This is a genomic window from Thermoanaerobacterium calidifontis, assembly GCF_055381745.1.
In genome coordinates this window covers 1,065,220-1,085,065 of the sequence record NZ_AP042436.1, presented here as the reverse complement: position 1 = coordinate 1,085,065, position 19,846 = coordinate 1,065,220, and the positions used below count along the sequence as shown (strand labels likewise).

At 34.5% G+C, this 19,846-nt stretch carries 21 protein-coding genes and 2 tRNA genes; 4 read left to right on the top strand and 19 right to left on the bottom strand.

Going from position 1 to position 19,846, the window contains the following annotated elements; all coding sequences use genetic code 11:
* Positions 1 to 44: 44 nt before the first annotated feature.
* The 3 genes from ACZ42G_RS05410 to ACZ42G_RS05400 all read right to left on the bottom strand — a co-directional run bounded on the left by ACZ42G_RS05410 (position 45) and on the right by ACZ42G_RS05400 (position 2,428).
* Positions 45 to 1,229 (bottom strand): alanyl-tRNA editing protein, encoded by a 1,185-nt coding sequence (locus ACZ42G_RS05410; protein WP_464851795.1) that lies wholly within the window; start codon positions 1,227 to 1,229, stop codon positions 45 to 47.
* Positions 1,230 to 1,278: 49 nt separating this feature from the next.
* Entirely contained in the window at positions 1,279 to 2,151 is an 873-nt protein-coding gene (ilvE, locus tag ACZ42G_RS05405; RefSeq protein WP_014758930.1) for a branched-chain-amino-acid transaminase, read from the bottom strand.
* 106 nt (positions 2,152 to 2,257) lie between these two features.
* A complete protein-coding gene (locus ACZ42G_RS05400; protein ID WP_013788306.1) occupies positions 2,258 to 2,428 on the bottom strand; it encodes a DUF362 domain-containing protein in 171 nt (56 codons plus the stop codon).
* 165 nt (positions 2,429 to 2,593) lie between these two features.
* On the opposite strand from ACZ42G_RS05400, the gene ACZ42G_RS05395 reads away from it, so the two are divergent.
* Positions 2,594 to 2,667, top strand: a tRNA-Gln gene (locus tag ACZ42G_RS05395).
* Between the two features lie 6 nt (positions 2,668 to 2,673).
* Positions 2,674 to 2,746 (top strand) — tRNA-Glu (locus ACZ42G_RS05390).
* 130 nt (positions 2,747 to 2,876) lie between these two features.
* Here the strand turns inward: ACZ42G_RS05390 and gltA are convergent.
* From gltA to gltX, 9 genes are all read right to left on the bottom strand, one after another.
* Positions 2,877 to 4,259 carry an NADPH-dependent glutamate synthase gene (gene gltA / locus ACZ42G_RS05385; RefSeq protein WP_464852115.1) on the bottom strand — a complete coding sequence of 461 codons (1,383 nt, stop codon included), beginning with the start codon at positions 4,257 to 4,259 and terminating at the stop codon, positions 2,877 to 2,879.
* A 1-nt stretch (position 4,260) separates the two neighbouring features.
* Positions 4,261 to 5,115, bottom strand: coding sequence for a sulfide/dihydroorotate dehydrogenase-like FAD/NAD-binding protein (locus ACZ42G_RS05380; protein ID WP_464851793.1), 855 nt, complete (start codon positions 5,113 to 5,115; stop codon positions 4,261 to 4,263).
* Positions 5,116 to 5,305: 190 nt separating this feature from the next.
* Positions 5,306 to 6,505 (bottom strand): iron-containing alcohol dehydrogenase, encoded by a 1,200-nt coding sequence (locus ACZ42G_RS05375; protein WP_464851792.1) that lies wholly within the window; start codon positions 6,503 to 6,505, stop codon positions 5,306 to 5,308.
* A gap of 161 nt (positions 6,506 to 6,666) precedes the next feature.
* Positions 6,667 to 8,037: an ABC transporter substrate-binding protein gene (locus ACZ42G_RS05370; protein WP_464851791.1), complete on the bottom strand. Its 1,371-nt coding sequence runs from the start codon at positions 8,035 to 8,037 to the stop codon at positions 6,667 to 6,669.
* A 33-nt stretch (positions 8,038 to 8,070) separates the two neighbouring features.
* Entirely contained in the window at positions 8,071 to 8,832 is a 762-nt protein-coding gene (locus tag ACZ42G_RS05365) for a carbohydrate ABC transporter permease (RefSeq protein WP_464851789.1), read from the bottom strand.
* A 68-nt stretch (positions 8,833 to 8,900) separates the two neighbouring features.
* The gene (locus ACZ42G_RS05360) at positions 8,901 to 9,845 is read right to left on the bottom strand and encodes a carbohydrate ABC transporter permease (RefSeq protein WP_464851788.1); all 945 of its coding nucleotides are present in this window, start codon (positions 9,843 to 9,845) and stop codon (positions 8,901 to 8,903) included.
* A complete protein-coding gene (locus ACZ42G_RS05355; RefSeq protein ID WP_274892640.1) occupies positions 9,803 to 10,444 on the bottom strand; it encodes a glycerol-3-phosphate responsive antiterminator in 642 nt (213 codons plus the stop codon). Before ACZ42G_RS05355 ends, ACZ42G_RS05360 begins: the two co-directional genes overlap by 43 nt.
* Before the next feature lie 195 nt (positions 10,445 to 10,639).
* Entirely contained in the window at positions 10,640 to 11,065 is a 426-nt protein-coding gene (locus tag ACZ42G_RS05350) for a gamma-glutamylcyclotransferase family protein (protein ID WP_085112637.1), read from the bottom strand.
* Between the two features lie 70 nt (positions 11,066 to 11,135).
* A complete protein-coding gene (gene gltX / locus ACZ42G_RS05345; protein WP_464851786.1) occupies positions 11,136 to 12,578 on the bottom strand; it encodes a glutamate--tRNA ligase in 1,443 nt (480 codons plus the stop codon).
* 128 nt (positions 12,579 to 12,706) lie between these two features.
* On the opposite strand from gltX, the gene ACZ42G_RS05340 reads away from it, so the two are divergent.
* The gene (locus ACZ42G_RS05340; protein ID WP_013788315.1) at positions 12,707 to 13,177 is read left to right on the top strand and encodes a phosphatidylglycerophosphatase A family protein; all 471 of its coding nucleotides are present in this window, start codon (positions 12,707 to 12,709) and stop codon (positions 13,175 to 13,177) included.
* Positions 13,178 to 13,212: 35 nt separating this feature from the next.
* Here ACZ42G_RS05340 and msrA read toward each other — a convergent pair whose 3' ends face one another.
* The 3 genes from msrA to ACZ42G_RS05325 all read right to left on the bottom strand — a co-directional run bounded on the left by msrA (position 13,213) and on the right by ACZ42G_RS05325 (position 15,483).
* Positions 13,213 to 13,701 (bottom strand): peptide-methionine (S)-S-oxide reductase MsrA, encoded by a 489-nt coding sequence (gene msrA / locus ACZ42G_RS05335; protein ID WP_464851784.1) that lies wholly within the window; start codon positions 13,699 to 13,701, stop codon positions 13,213 to 13,215.
* A gap of 64 nt (positions 13,702 to 13,765) precedes the next feature.
* Positions 13,766 to 14,827 (bottom strand): coiled-coil domain-containing protein, encoded by a 1,062-nt coding sequence (locus ACZ42G_RS05330; RefSeq protein WP_464851782.1) that lies wholly within the window; start codon positions 14,825 to 14,827, stop codon positions 13,766 to 13,768.
* Positions 14,828 to 14,868: 41 nt separating this feature from the next.
* A complete protein-coding gene (locus ACZ42G_RS05325) occupies positions 14,869 to 15,483 on the bottom strand; it encodes a helix-hairpin-helix domain-containing protein (RefSeq protein ID WP_464851780.1) in 615 nt (204 codons plus the stop codon).
* 116 nt (positions 15,484 to 15,599) lie between these two features.
* Here ACZ42G_RS05325 and ACZ42G_RS05320 point away from each other — a divergent pair, with 116 nt between their 5' ends.
* Complete coding sequence (locus tag ACZ42G_RS05320) at positions 15,600 to 16,856, top strand: D-alanyl-D-alanine carboxypeptidase family protein (protein WP_464851778.1); 1,257 nt, start codon at positions 15,600 to 15,602, stop codon at positions 16,854 to 16,856.
* A gap of 21 nt (positions 16,857 to 16,877) precedes the next feature.
* On the opposite strand, the gene ACZ42G_RS05315 is transcribed toward ACZ42G_RS05320, so the two are convergent.
* The 4 genes from ACZ42G_RS05315 to yqeK all read right to left on the bottom strand — a co-directional run bounded on the left by ACZ42G_RS05315 (position 16,878) and on the right by yqeK (position 19,844).
* A complete protein-coding gene (locus ACZ42G_RS05315) occupies positions 16,878 to 18,005 on the bottom strand; it encodes a DUF362 domain-containing protein (RefSeq protein ID WP_464852113.1) in 1,128 nt (375 codons plus the stop codon).
* Between the two features lie 87 nt (positions 18,006 to 18,092).
* Positions 18,093 to 18,749: a helix-turn-helix transcriptional regulator gene (locus ACZ42G_RS05310; RefSeq protein WP_464851776.1), complete on the bottom strand. Its 657-nt coding sequence runs from the start codon at positions 18,747 to 18,749 to the stop codon at positions 18,093 to 18,095.
* Positions 18,750 to 18,881: 132 nt separating this feature from the next.
* On the bottom strand, positions 18,882 to 19,262 hold the full coding sequence (rsfS, locus tag ACZ42G_RS05305; RefSeq protein ID WP_085112644.1) for a ribosome silencing factor: 381 nt from the start codon (positions 19,260 to 19,262) through the stop codon (positions 18,882 to 18,884).
* A gap of 9 nt (positions 19,263 to 19,271) precedes the next feature.
* Complete coding sequence (gene yqeK, locus ACZ42G_RS05300) at positions 19,272 to 19,844, bottom strand: bis(5'-nucleosyl)-tetraphosphatase (symmetrical) YqeK (RefSeq protein ID WP_274892632.1); 573 nt, start codon at positions 19,842 to 19,844, stop codon at positions 19,272 to 19,274.
* Positions 19,845 to 19,846 lie beyond the last annotated feature (2 nt).

The following is a 19,846-nucleotide window of genomic DNA, read 5'->3' as shown; positions in this document are numbered from 1 at the left end:
TTCTATAAATGTTATTATTTTCCTGCATACCTCTTAAATTTTTTTTAACTTTTTGATATTAAGTTAATTGCTTTGTCTATCGCCAATCCCACTTTTTCCGCTTTGCCACTTCCTTGGCATGTTTTTTGATTGCCTCCACCGTTTCCTTCTATAACGTCCAAAACCTCTTTAAAAAACGAATTAATATCTATATCAACATCATCCGATCTTGATATGACTATATTGCCACAATCCACAGTGCTACCTAAAATGCAAATAGTCCCTTTCTCTTTCGTGATTATCTGCGATAAAGCTCTCAATTCTTTCATATCTTTATCATCAAATGTTTTTGCCACCATCTTAAATTTTTTTAAATTTATTGACTCTGCGATTAATTTTTCAGCCTCATATTGAAGTATATTATCTCTCATTCTATTTAATTCCCTTTTTAGTTCTTTATTTTCATCCAATATCTTATCGATCTTTTCTAAGACTTCTTCTTCCTTTGCAGATAACAGCGCTATTAGCCTGTTTATGTAATTATTTTTCTTAAAATAATCATCAATTGCCCTAAATCCACAGACAAATTCAATCCTTAAGCCTTTTTTTGTTCTTTCAAATTTTTTTATCTTTACAATTCCTATTTCACCTAAATTCTTCACGTGAGTACCACCGCATGGTGAATAGTCAAAGTCTTTAATCTCCACTATTCTTATATTTTCGTCAACTTTAGGCTTTTTTCTTAAGGGTAATTTCCCTAAATCATCGTTTTTTACAAAGTATGAAACAACAGGTAAATTTAAATATATAAGCCTATTTGTTTCAATCTCGACTTCTTTAAGGTTATCTTCGCTTAAATCGCTATTGGTCAATGTAATATGTGAGCTATCATCTCCAATGCTAAAACTATCTGTTTCTGCATTAAATAGCTTATAAAATACTGCCGACAAAAGATGCTGACCACTGTGCTGTTGCATGTTGTCAAATCTCTTTTTCCAATCTATCTCACAACTTACCAAATCATTTTTAGGAGGCATCTTCAAAACATGGATGACTTTATCATCTTTTAAAAAGACATTTTCAACCTTTATGCCGTCGATAAATCCTCTATCTGCTGGTTGTCCACCGCTTTCAGGATAAAAATACGTCTTATCAAGCATAACTTCGCAGTATTCATCAGTAACATTAATATCGATGACTTTCGCAGTAAAGGAGCTTTTATAGCTGTCATAATAGTACAATTTATCCATTTCATATCCTCCTTAAAGTCTAAAACGCATGGACTAGCCATGCGTTTTTTTAATATACCTTTGTTCCATACAAGGTTCTCACATTTTTAAATTCTTCAATGATCTTTTTAGTAATCTCGCCAGGCTTACCGTCACCGATGACTCTCTTGTCAACTTCAGTTACAGGAATTGCTTCTGCAGCAGTACCTGTCAAAAAGCATTCATCTGCAGTGTACACATTGAAAAGTGAAAAATATTTTTCAACAACTGGTATTCCAAGTTTATTTGCTATATCTATGACAGTAGCTCTCGTAATGCCACCTAAAGCTCCAGCAGCAGATGGCGGTGTATATAAAGTACCGTCAGATACAATAAAAACATTGTCACCTGTACATTCTGCCACATATCCTTCTAAATTTAATAAAAGAGCTTCTGGATATCCCGCTTTCACAGCCTCAATCTTTGCCAATATATTGTTAAGATAATTTAGAGATTTAATCTGTGGGTCTAAGGTTTGAATGGAGTTGCGCCTAAACGTAGATGTGATAATTTTTAATCCATTTTGGTACATCTCATCAGGATACAATGTAATCTTATCTGCAATGATAACTACTGTAGGCTTTGAACATTTGTAGGGATCGAGCCCTAAATCGCCTTTCCCTCTTGAAACAACTAATCTTATGTATGCATCTTTTAAGTTGTTTCTCCTCACAGTTTCCAAGACTTTATCGGCCATTTCTTCTTTAGAGTATGGTATATCTAAAAGAAGTGCCTTAGCCATATTGTAAAGTCTCTTTAAGTGATCATCTAATTTAAAAACAACACCATCATACGCCCTTATCCCCTCAAAAACACCGTCACCATAAAGAAATCCATGGTCAAAAACCGAAACAGCCGCTTTTTCACTGTCTACAAACTCACCATTAAGAAAAACTATAGGCATTATGACTCCTCCTAATCTATCTAAAATATATTATTGTAGATTATACCACTTTGAAATTTTTAAGTCAATTAAACAAAAAGCCCCTGAAAGGGACTTTTCGTTAATCTTATTCAGCCTTAATAGCTCCTGTTGGGCATACTGGTTCACATGCACCACAATCTATACATGTATCAGCATCCACTTCGTATTTTCCTGTGCCTTCGTGAATAGCATCTACAGGGCATTCTGCAGCGCAAGCACCACAGCTTATGCATTCGTCTGTAATAATATGTGCCATTGTCATATCCCCCCTTTTATGTATACAGTATATAACTTCAAAGGATATTATATAGCATTTAACTTAATATGTAAACACTCAAAACAAGTTGGTTTTTTATAAAAATTTTTTAACACCCCCTTGTCAAAAATAAAAACCCATGCTATAATAAGTTCTGTCAGTTGATGCCGAATGGTGTAACGGTAGCACCGGTGACTCTGGATCATCTAGTCTAGGTTCGAATCCTAGTTCGGCAGCCAATATTTGGCCTTATCGTCTAGTGGCCTAGGACATCGCCCTCTCACGGCGAAGACAGGGGTTCGACTCCCCTTAAGGCTACTTCTAAAAGCAACGCTTTTAAAAGCGTTGCTTTTTTGCGTTTAAAGTTAATCAAATTTTAAAGACAAAAACACCATTTATTGCATTTGACCATATACAACGCAATTAAATGGTGTTTTACAGTTAAAAATCACTTTTCGCTTAAATATTTGTGTATAGAAGCTGCAGCTTTTTTACCAGCTCCCATTGCAAGTATTACTGTTGCTGCGCCTGTCACAGCATCACCGCCCGCAAAAACTCCTCTGCGGCTTGTCTCCAATGTTTCTTCGTTGACTATTATTCCACCCCATCTTTGCTTTTCCAAACCTTCTGTCGTGGATGTTATAAGCGGATTTGGACTTTGTCCTATTGCTATAATAACTGTATCTACATCTATTACATGCTCTGAACCTTTTTCTTCTACAGGTCTTCTTCTACCTGATTCGTCTACATCGCCTAAAACCATGTTAACACATTCGATTCCTTTTACATTGCCACTTTCATCACCAATGATTCTTACAGGGTTCGTCAATAACTTAAATATGATTCCTTCTTCTTTTGCGTGGTGTATTTCCTCAAGCCTTGCAGGCATTTCTTCCTCTGACCTTCTATATACGATGTACACTTCCTCTGCCCCCATGCGCTTTGCAGATCTTGCTGCATCCATCGCCACGTTTCCACCACCAACAACGACAACTTTCTTACCTACTTTTACAGGAGTGGGACTGTTAGGGAAATCATAAGCTTTCATCAAGTTAATCCTCGTCAAAAATTCATTTGCTGAGTAAACTCCATTTAAGTTTTCTCCAGGTATATTCATGAATTTAGGCAATCCTGCGCCTGTCCCTATGAACACTGCTTCATACCCCATATCGAATAAATCATCGATTGTAAGTATCTTGCCTATGACCATGTTGGTTTCTATTTTTACTCCCAATTTTTTCAACGAATCAATTTCTTTTTGCACTATTTCTTTTGGAAGTCTAAACTCTGGGATACCGTACATTAAAACACCGCCTGGAGTATGAAATGCTTCAAAGATGGTTGTGTCATATCCCATTTTTGCAAGATCACCTGCACATGATAGTCCTGCAGGCCCAGATCCTATAACAGCAACTTTTCTGCCATTTGTCTCTGGTTTTTCTATTTTATCTTCATTATTTTTCATATGCCAATCTGCTGTAAATCTCTCCAGCCTGCCGATGGCTACAGGTTCTCCTTTTTTGCCTCTTGTGCATACTGATTCACACTGGCTTTCCTGTGGACATACTCTTCCGCATATTGCAGGTAGATTATTCGTTTCTTTTATCTTTTGATATGCTCCTTCAAAATCTCTATTTGCTATCAGTTTGATGAACTCAGGTATTTTTACGTGAACAGGGCAACCTTCTACACATGGCCGATTCTTGCATTGAATACATCTTTCGGCTTCTTCAACAGCCATGTTTTCTTCATACCCTAATGCAACTTCTTTGAAATTTTTGTTTCGCTGATTTGGTTCCTGTTCAGGCATTGGTACTTTTTTTAAAGACATGTTAGCCATTTAAGATGCCTCCTAACTTGCATTCGTGCTCATAATTTTCTAATACTTTCCTCTCCATATCTTTATACATATTCTGCCTTCTCATTGCTTCATCGAAGTCTACTTTAAGACCGTCAAATGCTGGACCATCGACACATGCAAATTTTGTCTCTCCTCCAACTGTGACTCTGCATCCTCCGCACATTCCAGTTCCATCTATCATTATCGGGTTCATGCTGACCATAGTTGGTATGTTGTATTCTTTTGTTATATTGCATACCATCTTCATCATTATCAGTGGCCCAATTGCAATTACTTCATCGTATTTGTTGCCTTTTTCTATCAATTCTTTTAATACATCTGTTACAAAGCCTTTACGGCCTTTTGTGCCGTCATCCGTCGTTATATAAAGGTTTTCGCTAACTTTTTTCATTTCATCTTCTAATATGACGTACTCTGCACTTCTGCCGCCTATTATGCTATCCACTGATACTTTCATCTCATTTAGCATTTTTACTTTTGGATAAAGCGGCGCAACTCCAACACCTCCGCCGATTGCTAAAACTCGTTTCGTATCTTTTGAAAATTCAACAGGTTTTCCTAAAGGTCCTACGAAGTCATGCAATCTATCACCTACGTTTAACGTCCCTAACTTCTTGGTGCTCATGCCGACTTCTTGAAATATTATAGTAATCGTGCCTTTGTCCCTATCGTAATCTGCTATTGTCAAGGGAATGCGTTCACCCTTTTCATCTACTCTCACTATGACAAACTGTCCAGGTTCCGCCTTTTTCGCCATCAGTGGAGCGTTTATAACCATCATTTTGACAGTGGGATTCAATTGCTTCTTCTCTAAAATCTCGTTCATTGCTTTCACACCTCCAAGATTTCGTAATAAATTATGTCTGGCTTTATACCAGACATAATTTTTCACTTAATGATATATTATATATTTATATGACTAATGTCAAATATTTTTACATTAAAAACAACGAATTGTCTAATCATTTAACAAAATCGTAATAAATTTAACAAAACAAGACATTTTTTTATCAAAGTTAAAGAGATTCTAAATAAATCTTTTCAATGACAGATTCAGTAGCTTCAACAGGTGCAATAGATAACAATCCATCCAGGGAAGGAGTTGTTTTAGCAAGTTTCACAAGATTAGGAATATCATCTTTCGTAAACCCAAAATCAGATAACTTTTGAGTGCACCCCACATTAAAAAGCCATTCCTGAACTTTTTCTGCAACATGCTCCGCCTCAGCAGGCAGTCCTTTTAAACCAGGAACTATAGGACTATATACATCAGCCAATACTTCTGCTGTAGCTGGATAAATAGCTTTTACAACTGCTGGCAATATTGCTCCAAGTCCTAACCCATGAGCTATTTCAGGTTTTACAGCACTTAAAGGATGTTCTAAAGCGTGAGTAAGATGTAAAAGGCCATTGTCAAAAGATATGCCAGCTAATGCAGAAGCATACAGAAGGTAATATCTTGCCACTATATTTAAAGGATCATTTACAGCAGCAGGAAGATAACGAACAATCAATCTTACTGTTTCCTTAGCCGTAAGAATGCTATATGGAGATGCAACAAGTGTTGTAGCGGCTTCCGTAATGTGATTTAAAGCATCAACGGTAACTGCTATCGTCTGCTTTTTGTCAAGCTTTGTCATAAGCGAAGGATCGTCTATAGCATACATGGGGTATAAGCAATCATAAGCTATAGCTGGCTTATAATTTTTCTCAGGTATAGTAGCTACTGCAAATCTATCTACCTCTGTTCCTGTACCATGTGTAAGATTTATAGCTATGATGGGAACAGCCTTGTCAGGAATAAATTTTTGCTCATAAAGTTCTCTTGCATTTTTATCAGTATATTTTAAAAGCACAGCCACGCTTTTTGCAGTATCTATCGGACTACCACCGCCAATTCCAATTACGGCTTTCGCTCCAGATTCACGTCCAATTTTGGCTGCTTCGTCTATCATGTCAACAGTAGGATTTGGGCCAACTTTATCGTAAAGTGAATATTTTAAATCAAGATCATCTAATACAGGTTTTACGACATCCCAAGCTCCGCTAGTCTTATATGAGCCTTTTCCTGTTATAAAAATAACATTATTAATGCCATTAATTTTTAAATTTTCTAATATATCCTTTATCTTATGTATACTGCCAACGCCAAAATAAGTCGTATTTTTACAGCGAAGTTCAAAAACTTTGTTAGGATTCACCTTTGTTTCCCACATTTTTATAACCTCCTATTAGTTAAATTTATAACAAATTTCATATTATATTATAGTACCTTTCCATCGAATAGTCAAATTCAAATCAAAAATATCAAAAATTCTTTATCAAAAAAAACATAGCTATTAATGCTATGTTTTTTTGATAAAATTCTATATTCTGCTTATTTTAATGTTTTGTTGTAATTTTCAAGTGCACTATTGACACTCTTTTCGGCAGCATCGAGAGCTTGTTTTGGTGTAGCCTGATTATTTAAAACTTTTTCTATATTCTGCTCTATTATTTGCCTTGCCTCAGGGAAAACTCCTATTAATGCTCCTTGTGTTGCTCTATTTATAGGTGTCGAATGAAGCTGTTCGATTGCTGTTTTAAATTGCGGATACTTTTCCAAATGTGCACTCATTTCATGTAAATCATAAGCTTCCTTTGTCACTGGAAAATATCCTGTGTTTTCATTCCAAAACACTTGTTCTCCTGGAGAAACCATAAATTTTACAAATTCCCACGCTGCTTTTTGGTATTCTTTCGGCTTATTGTTAAGTATCCACAGCGATGCACCACCAATTATTACTCCGCCATCTTTACTATCATTTAATGCTGGTAAATACGCTGTTCCAACTTCAAATTTATTTCCTACACCGTCCAATATTGATTTCAATGAAGCTGTTGATTCTATAATCATAGCAGTTCGACCTGCAATAAATGCATTTTTAGTATCGTCTGTTTTTCTTCCAAAATTACCCGCAACGCCTTCATCAACAAGCCTCTTCCACCAGTTAATAATATTTAAGCCTGCATCATTGTTAAATGCTACTGCTGTCGCTACCCTATCTCTGCCATTGCCATTATTGGCATACAATGCACCTTGTTTTGCCATGAACTGTTCAAAAAACCAACCATATATCGCCATTGAATATCCGTATTGTGTAACTTTGCCAGATGCGTCTTTTTTCACAAGTTTCTTACCGTATTTTTCTATCTCATTAAAATTATTGGGAGGACTATTAGGATCAAGACCAGCTTCTTTAAATGCACTTTTATTGTAATACAATATTGGTGTTGACGAATTGAATGGCATAGAATACAACTTGCTATTGACTGTATAATAACTTAAAAGATTTGGTTCGAGTTTAGATGTATCAAATTTGTCTTCATCGATAAATTCTTGTACAGGCGTTGTCCAACCACTGTCAATCATGAATTTAGTTCCTATATCATACACTTGCATAATATCTGGTCCTGATTTTGACTGTTCTGATGTTTTCAATTTGTTTAACGCATCATCGTAGGTTCCCTGATATTGAGCAGTAACTTTGATATTAGGATGTGTTTTATTAAAGTCGTCTACCATCTTGTTTATTGCTTCTCCCCCTTTTCCACCCATTGAGTGCCAGAATGTTATCTCTATAACTTTGTCTTTATTTTGTTGGATATTGGATGATGTCAATGGTTTTGTGCCATTGGAACATGATGTGACTGAAAATAATACACTTCCAATTAATGCGATAGATAAAATTTTCTTTAGTCGTTTCATTTTTAAAATCATTCCTTTCTTTTAATGATTTATTTAGCCTTTCAATGCACCGGCGTTTAAGCCATCTACAAGCTGCTTTTGTCCAAAAATAAATATCATGATAGAAGGAATCAAAATCATGATTACGCCAGCCATGATAAGCCCAAACGATTGTGAGTCTGACCATTGTAACATGCTTATGCCTATTTGTACTGTCCTCATATCATCAGTATTAGTTATCAAAAGCGGCCACATGTACTGATTCCACGTAATCAAAAAAGAATATACAGCCAAAGAACCAATTGCCGGCCTTGAAAGAGGCATCACCACTTTTATTAAAAATCCAAATCTCGTACAACCATCCAGCTGAGCAGCTTCATAATAATCTTTTGGAATAGTTAAATAAAACTGTCTCAATAAAAATATTCCTAATGCTGAGCTTAAATATGGTAAGATGAGCCCTGCATAAGTATTTAATAGTCCCAACTGCCGTATAGTAAGATAATTTGCTATTATTATAGCTTCCGCCGGTATCATCATAGTCGATAGAAATATGGCAAAAATTATATTTTCCCCTTTAAACTCGTAAAATGTAAATGCATATGCAGCTAAACTTGATGTCAATATTTGGCCTATAGTGATGATTATCGAAACAATAAAGCTATTTGATATAAACCGCAGTATTGGAACTGATTTAAGTGCCTCAATATAATTGCCTAAATAAAATGAATCTGGTATTAATCTTGGTGGATATTGAAAAGCTTCACTATCAGGCATAAAGCTTACAGATATGGCATAAATAATAGGAAATACCACAACAAATATTAGAATAATGTTAACTAAATATAGCAAAACTCTCTTAATTAACCACCTCACATAGTCTGTCATTTATAAAACACCTTCTTTTCACTTGAAGCAAATTGTAATAATGTGAATATTAAAAGCAGTATAAAAAGGATTATCGATTCCGCCGCTCCATTTCCATATCTGAAATTAAAAAACGCATCTCTATATATCGAATAAACCATGACGTTAGTAGAATTGACTGGTCCGCCTTGTGTCATAATATTTATTACTCCAAATTCTTGAAAGGCGTTTATAAAGTCAACAGTAATTAGGAAAAACAATGTAGGAGAAAGCATTGGTATAGTTATCTTAATATGCTGTACAAAAATGTTGGCTCCGTCAATCTGAGCACTTTCATAAAGGTCTTTCGATATACTTTTCAATCCTGCAAGCATAAAAATGAAATTTATCCCTACATTAAGCCATACATTTACTATTGATACTGAAATCATTCCGTATTTTACATCGGTTAGCCATCCTATACCGTGTATCCCAAAAAAACTGAGTATGTAGTTGATAAATCCTATACTGGGATTAAATAATAGCATCCATATTACTGCGGCTGATGCCGACGATATAGCAATAGGCAATGTGTATATTGTCCTAATAACTTCAATACCTTTAAGTCTTAGATTAGCAAAAACAGACAAAATGAATGCAACAATCATTTCTAAAGGAACAGTCATAATTACAAATTTTAATGTTAAATAAATGCTATTTAAATAATCAGCAGATTTAAAAATGTTTATATAATTTTGTAATCCAATAAATTTGCCTAAGTTCCCTTGTGGATCTGTTAAAAACAAACTTATGTAAACAGTCTTTATAAATGGATAAAAAACAAATGTCGCAAAAACTATAGCAGATGGTAAAAGGTATAAATACGGTTCAATGTTGTTTTTAAATTTTATTACATCATCTTTTAGGTCACTATTATCCTCTATTGCATTACTAAAGTTTGCAATTGATTCCGTTCTCTCCACTTCGACACCTCCTCATACATTTTTGATACATCTACATTCCATAATCTTGGAGTGCCTGTTGAAACAGCAATCGCGCCATTTAACAAAGCGTTTATCATTTGTTCACTTGTTTTAATTAGCCCTCCACTTATGACAGGCTCATTTGTATTTTCAGTAAATTCTCGAATTACATTCGGCATTAAAGCTGGCATAAGTTCAACAAAATCAGGTTGTGTTTCTTTCGAAATCTCTATCGCTTTTTTCAATGCATCTGTATCTATCATAAAACATCTTTGAATTGTCAACATATTAAGTTTTTTTGCAATCTTTATAAGACTGTTTTTTGTGGTAATTATCCCATCTGGCTTTACATAATTAGCTACAAATTCAAGCCCCTCTTTATCGAAACTTATACCTCCAATTTTCTCTATGTGAACAAATGTAAACATATCATTTGATTTAAAAAAGTCTACATACTTTTTTATTACAGCAATATTTCCTGTAAGTAAGAAAACACCACTTAAGTTTTTATTAACTGCTCTTTCAATATGTCTTTCTTCTTTGACGGCAGCGATCATTTTTTTGCTGTCAAGCCTTCTCAAGAACTCATCTTTCTTCAATACTTCACCTCCTCACATCTAAATATCAGTAAATATCAAAAAGAGAAACCATTATAGATTAACAATTAATCTATAAAATTGTTAATCACATTAACGGTTTCTCTTCATCTCCAACCTAAAAATTTATATCTACTTGTCAACATCTATATTACAAGAAAATTGTTATGTCCATATTAAATACATGTAACGTTTATGTTAATTTCTTAAAATATTCTCTATAAGTTCAACGTCAAAACCCGCATCTATGTAACCTTGCTTTATTACATTGTAATACCTTTTGCTAGGTTTTCCTACATCATTTCCCGGATTCATTATATATGTCATGGCTTTTATTGATTTGCCTTCGCAAATTGCTTCTACAATCTCTTTCCTATAAAGATACGGATAATCTTCATATTTATCCAAAGCATCCTCGTCTTTCTTTCCTATTTCCCACAAAAGAGACGGTACAAAACTGCCATTTGATGGTTCAATTGTGGCATAAGCAAAACCATTTTTGCCTCTAAATACAAGTTTCCAATTTTCGATTATGGCAGGCCCTATCAGTTGTGCATTTGGACATCTTTTCATCATTTCCGTAAAATTCATATTACTGCCATAAGCCAAATAAAGCTTTCCCATAGGTTCATCTCCTAATTAAGTTTACCGTAAAAGTTATATTTAAACAAAAGTAAGAGAACAGAATATCCTCTTACTTTTGTTTAATGCTTTCAATATACTTTATCGCTTTTTCTATCCTTTCAACAGTCTTCTCTTTGCCCAATAGCTCCATTATATCAAATAAACCTGGTCCAAACGTTCTGCCAGATATAGCAAGCCTTGTTGGATGAAACAAATCACCGCTTTTTATGTTCAATCTTTCTATCAAATCACGGTACGCATTTTCAGTTTCAATTAAATTAAAATCATCTACTGTCTTAAGTGCTTCAACGGCTTCTCTAAGTATGTTTTCGACTCCATCCTTTTCAAAATACTTTTTAACGCCCTTTTCATCGTAGGAAAAATCATCTTTGAAGTAGTATGACATAGCATCTGCTATTTCACTTAAAGTCTTTTCTCTTTCTCTTACAGCACTTACAATCTTTTTTATATAATCATAATCGTATTCATCGCCTATTAATCCTTTGCTAATCAAAAATGGTATGACTTCTTTTGTCAATCTATCTACATCGCAATCCCTTATGTAAATGCCATTTAACCAAGTAAGCTTTTTTGTATCATATATAGCCGGATTTTTAGATACTCTATCTAAAGTAAATTCTCTTACACTTTTTTCTGTAGTAAACACTTCTTCGCCATCTGACGGCACCCATCCTAAAAGTGTGATATAGTTTATGATTGCCTCAGGCAAGTATCCTAAATCTCTAAACTCTTGTACAGACGTAGCTCCATGTCTTTTGCTGAGTTTACTTCTATCAGGCGCCAATATCATCGAAACGTGTGCAAATTCTGGTTTTTCAAACCCTAATGCTTCGTATATAAGGATCTGCTTTGGAGTGTTTGATAAATGCTCCTCTCCTCTTATTACATGGCTTATCTTCATTTCATAATCATCTATTACCGTTGCGAAATTGTATGTAGGCATATTATCTGACTTCATTATGATAAAATCATCAAACGTTGAATTGTCAAACTCAACATCACCTCTGATTATATCGTGCACTACCGTTTTTCCTTCCTTTGGCACTTTCAATCGTACGACGTATTTTTTGCCTTCATCTATGTACTTTTTTACTTCGTCAGGCGATAAATTCCTACATTTACCTGTATACATAGGGGGTTTTCCGGCCTTTTGCGCTTCGCTTCTCATTACATCAAGCTCTTCTTTCGTGCAAAAACAATAATAAGCTTTGCCTTGTCGTACCAGCTCATCAGCATACTTTTTATACATCTCAAGTCTTTTTGACTGATATACAGGCCCTTCATCCCAATCGATGCCAAGCCACTTAAGCCCGTCTAATATGGCTTTCATTGAATCTCCAGTTGAACGCTCTAAATCTGTATCATCAACTCTTAAAATTAACTTTCCATTGTTGTGCCTTGCAAAAAGCCAATTAAATAGCGCTGTTCTGGCACCGCCAATATGTAAATTGCCTGTTGGGCTTGGTGCAAATCTAACTCTTACCTCGTTCATATAAACATCCCTTTCCAGCTGTCTATTGGATTTAAAACTAATTTAGATTATACTTTAATATATAATATTTTTCAACAATTGCACATAATATATGGTTACACGACATTAATATTTTAAGGAGGCGCAAAATGAAGGATATAATCGTAAATTTGTTAAAAGAACGTGGAGTAGATATTGAAGACATGGCTAAACTTGTATTAGAGCTTCAAAAAAAGTATTACGATCTAACTATGGATGAAGCGATAGAAAGCTTAAATGCAGTTTTAGACAAGAGAGAAGTTCAAAATGCTGTATTAACAGGCATAACCCTTGACAAACTTGCAGAGAAAAACATGCTTGAAGAACCACTTCTATCAATTCTTAAAAGAGATGAACCACTGTATGGCATTGATGAAATCTTAGCTTTAAGCATCACCAACATCTACGGATCAATTGGACTTACTAACTATGGCTATTTAGATAAAGTAAAACTCGGCATAATAGGAACATTAAATGAACATAAAGACGAAAGGTGCAATACATTTATAGATGATTTAGTAGCTGCAATAGTTGCTGCAGCATGTTCCAGAATAGCTCACTCCATCAAAAGCGGAAAATAGATTAAAAAGGGGCTTACTAAAAATGCCCCTTCGTTTTACCTATTTTCAAAAAGTTCTCTTGGTATATGGCAATAACCATTTGGATTTTTCTTAAGGTACTTCTGGTGATATTCCTCAGCGTCGTAAAAATTTTTAAGCGGTTCAATTTCAGTAACTATCGGCTTTTCATACTTTTTCTGCTCTTCTTCCTTAGACCTTAATATCACATTAAGATCGCCGTCATCTATGTAGTAAATCCCCGTACGGTACTGCGTACCTATATCATTGCCTTGCCTATTCTTAAGTGTAGGATCTACGATCTTCCAATAGCTTCTCAGTAAATCTTCTAACGATATAATACTTTCATCGTATTTTATGTAACAGGCCTCAGCAAAACCTGTCGTATTTGTGCAGACTTCTTCGTATGTTGGGTTTTCCTTGTTTCCATTTGCATATCCAACTTTCGTCTCAATTACCCCTCCTATGGTGTCAAAATAGGCTTGGACACCCCAAAAACATCCACCTGCTAAAACTATTTCTTTCATAGCTATTCCTCCTCATAAGAATCTAATATAAGTCTAACATACTAAACAGCCAAAAAAAATATTTTTATTTTATCCTTGACAATGTGAACTTCACTTCACCAGTAGTTGTCTCGACACTTACTAATTTATATTGCTTTAATGGACTTTCAAAATCCAAAACAGTATTGTAATTTTTTATAAGATTGTTTAAGTCTTCCCCTGTTATCTCCACACCTTTTACATTGATTGAGGTTACATTGAAATCAATTTTTCCATCATTCACCTCAAAATTTCCATATAAAGTGTAATTATCCCCATCAGATAAAGTAAATCCGCTATCATCGAATGTGATCTTTACATTTTTCAATACATCATTATAATTGTCTATCATATTGCTTATTGATTCATCGCTAAATGATGCCGATACCGAATCAACCTGGATATCGAAGTTATCAGGCTGAAGGCTGTTCCAAGGCAATTTTGAAATATTATTTAGCAAAAAGTCAAGAGATGGTAAGCCGCTTTCCACCGATGCGCTTATGTCTAATATTCTTTGATAATCACTAATTTGCTTTTTGATATTGTCAAGCATTGCACTCTTTTCGCTTTCTAATTTATTTAAAGTCAAAATCGCATTTCTTTGTTCTTCTATTTTTTTCCTCAATTCATCTCTCTGATGGGTTAATGCCTCTTCTTCAGTTTTTTTATTTTTTAAGAGGTAATTTATGTGATCTAATTTGTTGTAAAAGTAATTAGTAATTATATCTATGTATATCAATCTGTGCAAAAGCTCTGATGCGTTGTTTGACATCAGTAAAAGAGATAATATGGTGTTTGTACCATTCATGTACAAAAACCTAAACCAACTTTTTATATTATTTCTCTCATTCACGATTTCTCTGCTTATGCCTGATATCTCTTTTTCCATTGAGTCGATTTGTTTTGTGGTATCTGCGATTTCAGAATTGAGTTTTTCCAATAAATTTGATGCTCTTACTTTTTCCATGTCTAAATTAAATAGCTCAATTATGATTTTTTGTTCCTCATCCTGAGCATTTTTTAAATCTGATGCAGGGTCAGAATAAATCGTTTTAATATTTGAAAACAGCAATAGAAATATCAAAAGTATTGACACGTATTTCTTCATAATTTCTCCCCATTATGTTCTATATGGAACAAATTTACATTTCAATCAACTGTTATCTTATCTTTTATTTGTTCAAAAAGCTTTGGCCCAATCCTTGAAACATTCATAATATCCTCTATTCTTTGAAAATTGCCATGTTGCTCTCTAAAATCTATTATGCGCTGTGCAGTGACTTCGCCAATTCCCGGCAGCGTATCAAGCTCTTCTTTTGTAGCAGTATTAATATTTATCTTTCCATTTGTTGCATTGGAACTGCTGGATTTATCGTTAGAAGCATAATTTTCTCCTATTTTCGGCACTTTTATCATCTGCTCATCTTTTAACTTTTCGGCTAAATTTATATCTGAAAGATCTGCACCATCCAAAGCTCCTCCTGCCATTTTTATAGCATCATCGATTCTATCGCCTTCTCTCATAGTGTATACTCCAGGCGATTTGACAAAGCCAGTGACATATACTTTTATTTCTTTGGCTTTTTCATTTTCTGATGTTTTACCTATATTGGAATTGTTTATTAAATTCTCATCGCTTTTAATACTGACAATATCATCCCTTTGAGGTTTGCTTTTTTCATAAATAAAATACCCAGTCAATAATGAAGCTACTATCAATAAAACGATGATTCCATATTGTTGACTTTTCGTTAATTTAATCATATTTCACCTCTTTCGATTTTGCTATATAAATATTTCTACATTTTTATATAAATTCCTTTTTAAATTTCATATTTTTTTGATATACTAAAATTATAAGCGTATATGGAGGCAAAAGCATGAAAAAAATAGTTTCTATTATTACGGTTATTATATTTTTGATTAATTTTATACCAAAAGTATATGGAATGGAAAATCCACCGCAAATCGTAGGGCCTACAGCGGTACTGATGGATTTCACTACTGGTCAAGTCCTTTACGACAAAAATATGAATCAAAGAATGTATCCTGCCAGCACAACAAAAATTTTAACGGCGATTATCGCCATTGAAAAAGGAAAATTAAATAATGTAGTAACTGTAAATGATGATGTTAAAAATGTCGATGGAAATTCTATCTACCTTGTACCAGGAGAAAAGCTTACATTAGAGCAATTACTTTATGCTATGCTTTTAGAGTCTGCTAATGATGCTGCAATTGCAGTAGCTGACCATATCGGCGGCAGCATACAGGGTTTTGCAAATTTGATGAATGAGAAGGCAAAAGAAATTGGTGCTAAAGACAGCCATTTTGTCAATCCAAATGGATTGCCAAATACTGATCATTATTCAACACCATATGATATGGCATTAATAGCAAGGTATGCGATGAAAAATGCTACATTTAGAAAAATTGTAAGCACTATACATTACCAGATACCGCCAACAAACAAATTTGACAAACCGAGAGATCTCTGGATAAGCAATAGATTGATAAAACCCACAAGCTTTCATTACGACGGGGCAGATGGTGTAAAAACCGGTTACACTATTGCCGCTAATCAAGTTTTTGTAGGATCTGCCACAAGAAATGGCCACAGATTGATATCTGTAATCATGGGTGATGAAGGTACAAACATATGGACAGATACGATAAAATTGCTAAACTATGGTTTTAATAATTTTGACCTTGTAAATCCTTTAGAGAAAAATTCAATCGTAACATACGCAGACATCGGAAAGGTAAAGTTTAAGTTACCTCTTATTGCGAAAGACTCATTCTACTATGTGGTTCCAAAAGGACAAGAAAGCAGTATTAAGTCATCTATTTCGGTCGATAAAAATATAAATGCACCTGTAAAAAAAGGGACTACATTAGGCATGATTAATTTTACACTAAATGGAAAATCCATCGGAAGCGTACAGCTTATAGCGGATGAGTCGGTTTATAAAAATTACTTAGGAACATACTACAATGGAACTAAAACTACTGTAATTAAAGATTACAGTACAATCAGATCTTACGCTGAACTTTTAATTGGGTTAGCAATAGTGATGATATCAATTCTGCTATGGCTTAAAAAGAGGGCGAGAAATAAATTTATCTTTATAAAATAAAAAAGGGTGAACAACCCTTTTTTATCTATAAAACAATTTTGCAATTGATGGCTTTTTTATGCTTACTGCTTTATGAGGACACAGCTCTTGACAGCAAAAACACCTAATACATGTTTTAAGATCTACAACTGGTTTATTTCCAACCATTTTTAGCGCTTTAGGAGGGCAATTTGACACACATATTCCACAACTTTTGCATATATCATGATGAAAAATCGGATACGGCTTTACATGTCTATCTAAATATCGCGATAAAAATGGTGGAATTTTTTCAGTCACGCTAAATCCTCTTAATGTCGGTATATCAAAATCATCTACTTTTATGTCTTCCATGTTTATACCTGCGATTATTATATCTTCCATACGACCCAAACCACGCCTTTGCGCCATAAAAACTGTCGGCACATCTTGATGTTTTAAACCGATGATTGATGTAGCTACTGTATCAAGGGCAAAAACATCATCCGATGAAATAATTAATCCGACTTTTTTTGGACGTCCAGCAGACGGGCCATTTCCTTCCATAGCAACTACAGCATCCATTATCGCCAATACTGGCTTTAAAATTGTATTTATGTCGATCAACATGTCTGAAAAATCTTTTACATCCGGCATTGAAAGGTGATAACCAGCTTTTACAAGCCCTGGTATGGCACCAAACTGGTTCTTCACAGCTCCCGTGTAAACCGTCAAACCATGTGTCTTCAATTTTGGCATCGATATAATTGCATCACATTCCATAAGTGCTTTCATAAAAGTAGCTTGTTTGATAATCTTTCCTGATGGTATTTTTACTTCTACTTCTTCTGTGTCATAATTTAATTCAGCACCAGTTCTTGCTGCAACATCTGCCATGCCTGTCGATTCATAAATCGACTTTAAAGCTCTATAAGAAAAAGGCCCTGCTGGACTATCGCCTATGACAGGTATAGCTCCAATTGCTTTAATAGCATTTGCAACTGCTTCAACTATTGAAGGATGTGTCGTTACAGCATCATCCGGTCTGTTTTTCTTTAGAAGGTTTGCTTTAAGAAAGACTCTCTGTCCTTTTTTTATGTACTTTTCAATCCCACCTAAGTTTTTAAATGAATTTTCCAATGCAACCTTTACATCACTTTGAGAATAAGAAGGACAATTTTCAATAGACACAGTATACAAGATATGCGCCACCTTTAAAAATATATTTTAGGCCAAAATATTAAGGAATGCAACTTATGCACATTCCCATAATCAATTTTAATATTTGCTAAGGTCATCCCCTACTCTTATCTCATCGAGGTAATTGTATATGGTATATCTGGAGACACACAGTATTTTTGCAACATAGTCTATCGCACCTCTTATTAAGAAAGTGCCTTTGGCATCTAGCATCTTAACCATATTGACTTTTTCCTCTTTAGACATAAAGTTGACAGGTTTCCCGTAATTCTCTATCGTAGTGTTTACAATGTTCTCCAACACTTCGTTTACGCTTCCTCCATAAGGCTCAACCGGAGCTTCTTCCCCATCGCTTATCTCACAGAGATCTTCTAACGTATTCTTAACCATTATATATTCTGAAATGTCGATATTTATGCACAAACATCCTATCGGTTTTCCAGCATCATCTTTAATGTATAAAATGGTAGACTTTAGTATCTTTCCATCTCTTCCCTTAGTTTTGAAATTGACTTCGTTGTCAGTTTTATTTGCCTTAAGCGATTTTAGAATAGCTTCTGGTATAGGGTTTCCAATCTCTCTGCCTGTAATATGTCCATTTCCAACAGCAATTGCAGAACTTTGCAAATTTGAAAAATCGTAAAGAACGACTTCACAATTCTTGCCAAACGTTTTGGCGATGCCATCTACAACTGGTATAAAATTTTTTAATAGTGGATGTACTCTTGTAGGCACTTATATCCCCCCTAAAACTTCAAATATAAATTAAACTAATTTAAAGATTAAATAATTTATTGAATACAAGATTACAAAAAAACCTCCCTGCCTTCTCTGCAGGCCACGGAGGTTTATATTAAATTCATTATACTAATCTGATAAAGCATTGTCAAGAGCTATTTCTTTGGCATCACCCCAAAGCCTTTCCAATGAGTAAAAGTTTCTTTCATCTTTAGTAAAAATATGAACTACAATGCTACCGTAATCCATCAGTATCCACGTAGCCGAATTGTAACCTTCTATGTGATTTACATATACACCATCTTCAGCAAGTTTTTCTGAAATTTCATCACATAAAGATTTTACATGAGTTGTAGATGTACCACTGGCAATCACAAAATAATCGGCAACTGTAGTAAGCTCTCCCACATATAGTCCTTTAATATCAAGTGCTTTTTTATCATCCAGTATTTTTAAAATTTTTAATGTTAGCTCAGTGCTTTTCTTATCCAATGTAATACCTCCGAACATAAAATTTTATCAAATATACTTTGTCTTTATTATCATATCATTGCGAGCAATTACTGTTTTCTGGTATAAAAGCTGTCCTTTCTCGATCACATATTTTATTGTTTCGTCTAATGCCATAATCACTGCTTCATCAAGGTTTTTATATGCCATCTCTCTCAAGTTTTCTACTCCATCAAAATTCCTGTTTGGCTCTATATAATCAGCTAAAAATATTATCTTATCCAAAAGCGTCATATCTCTATCTCCGGTAGTATGCAGCATTATGGCGCGTTTTATTTCATCGTCATGTATGCCAAAGTAGTCTTCTATCATATATCCTCCTACAGGTCCGTGAAGCAATGTTGGCGATTTTTCTAAGACGTCATCTATTTGAATTCCGTACTTGTTTGCTAAGGCAACAAGCTCATCTTCTCTTAAATTTTTTGCGCAGTCATGAAGTAATCCTGCAATTTTTGCCTTTTCCACATCTATGCCGTATCTTACAGCCAATTTTTCAGACGTCTCCATAACACCTAATGAATGATTAAATCGCTCATCACTTAATAATTTTTTCAATTTATCAGCAAAAAATTCAAAATCCACAC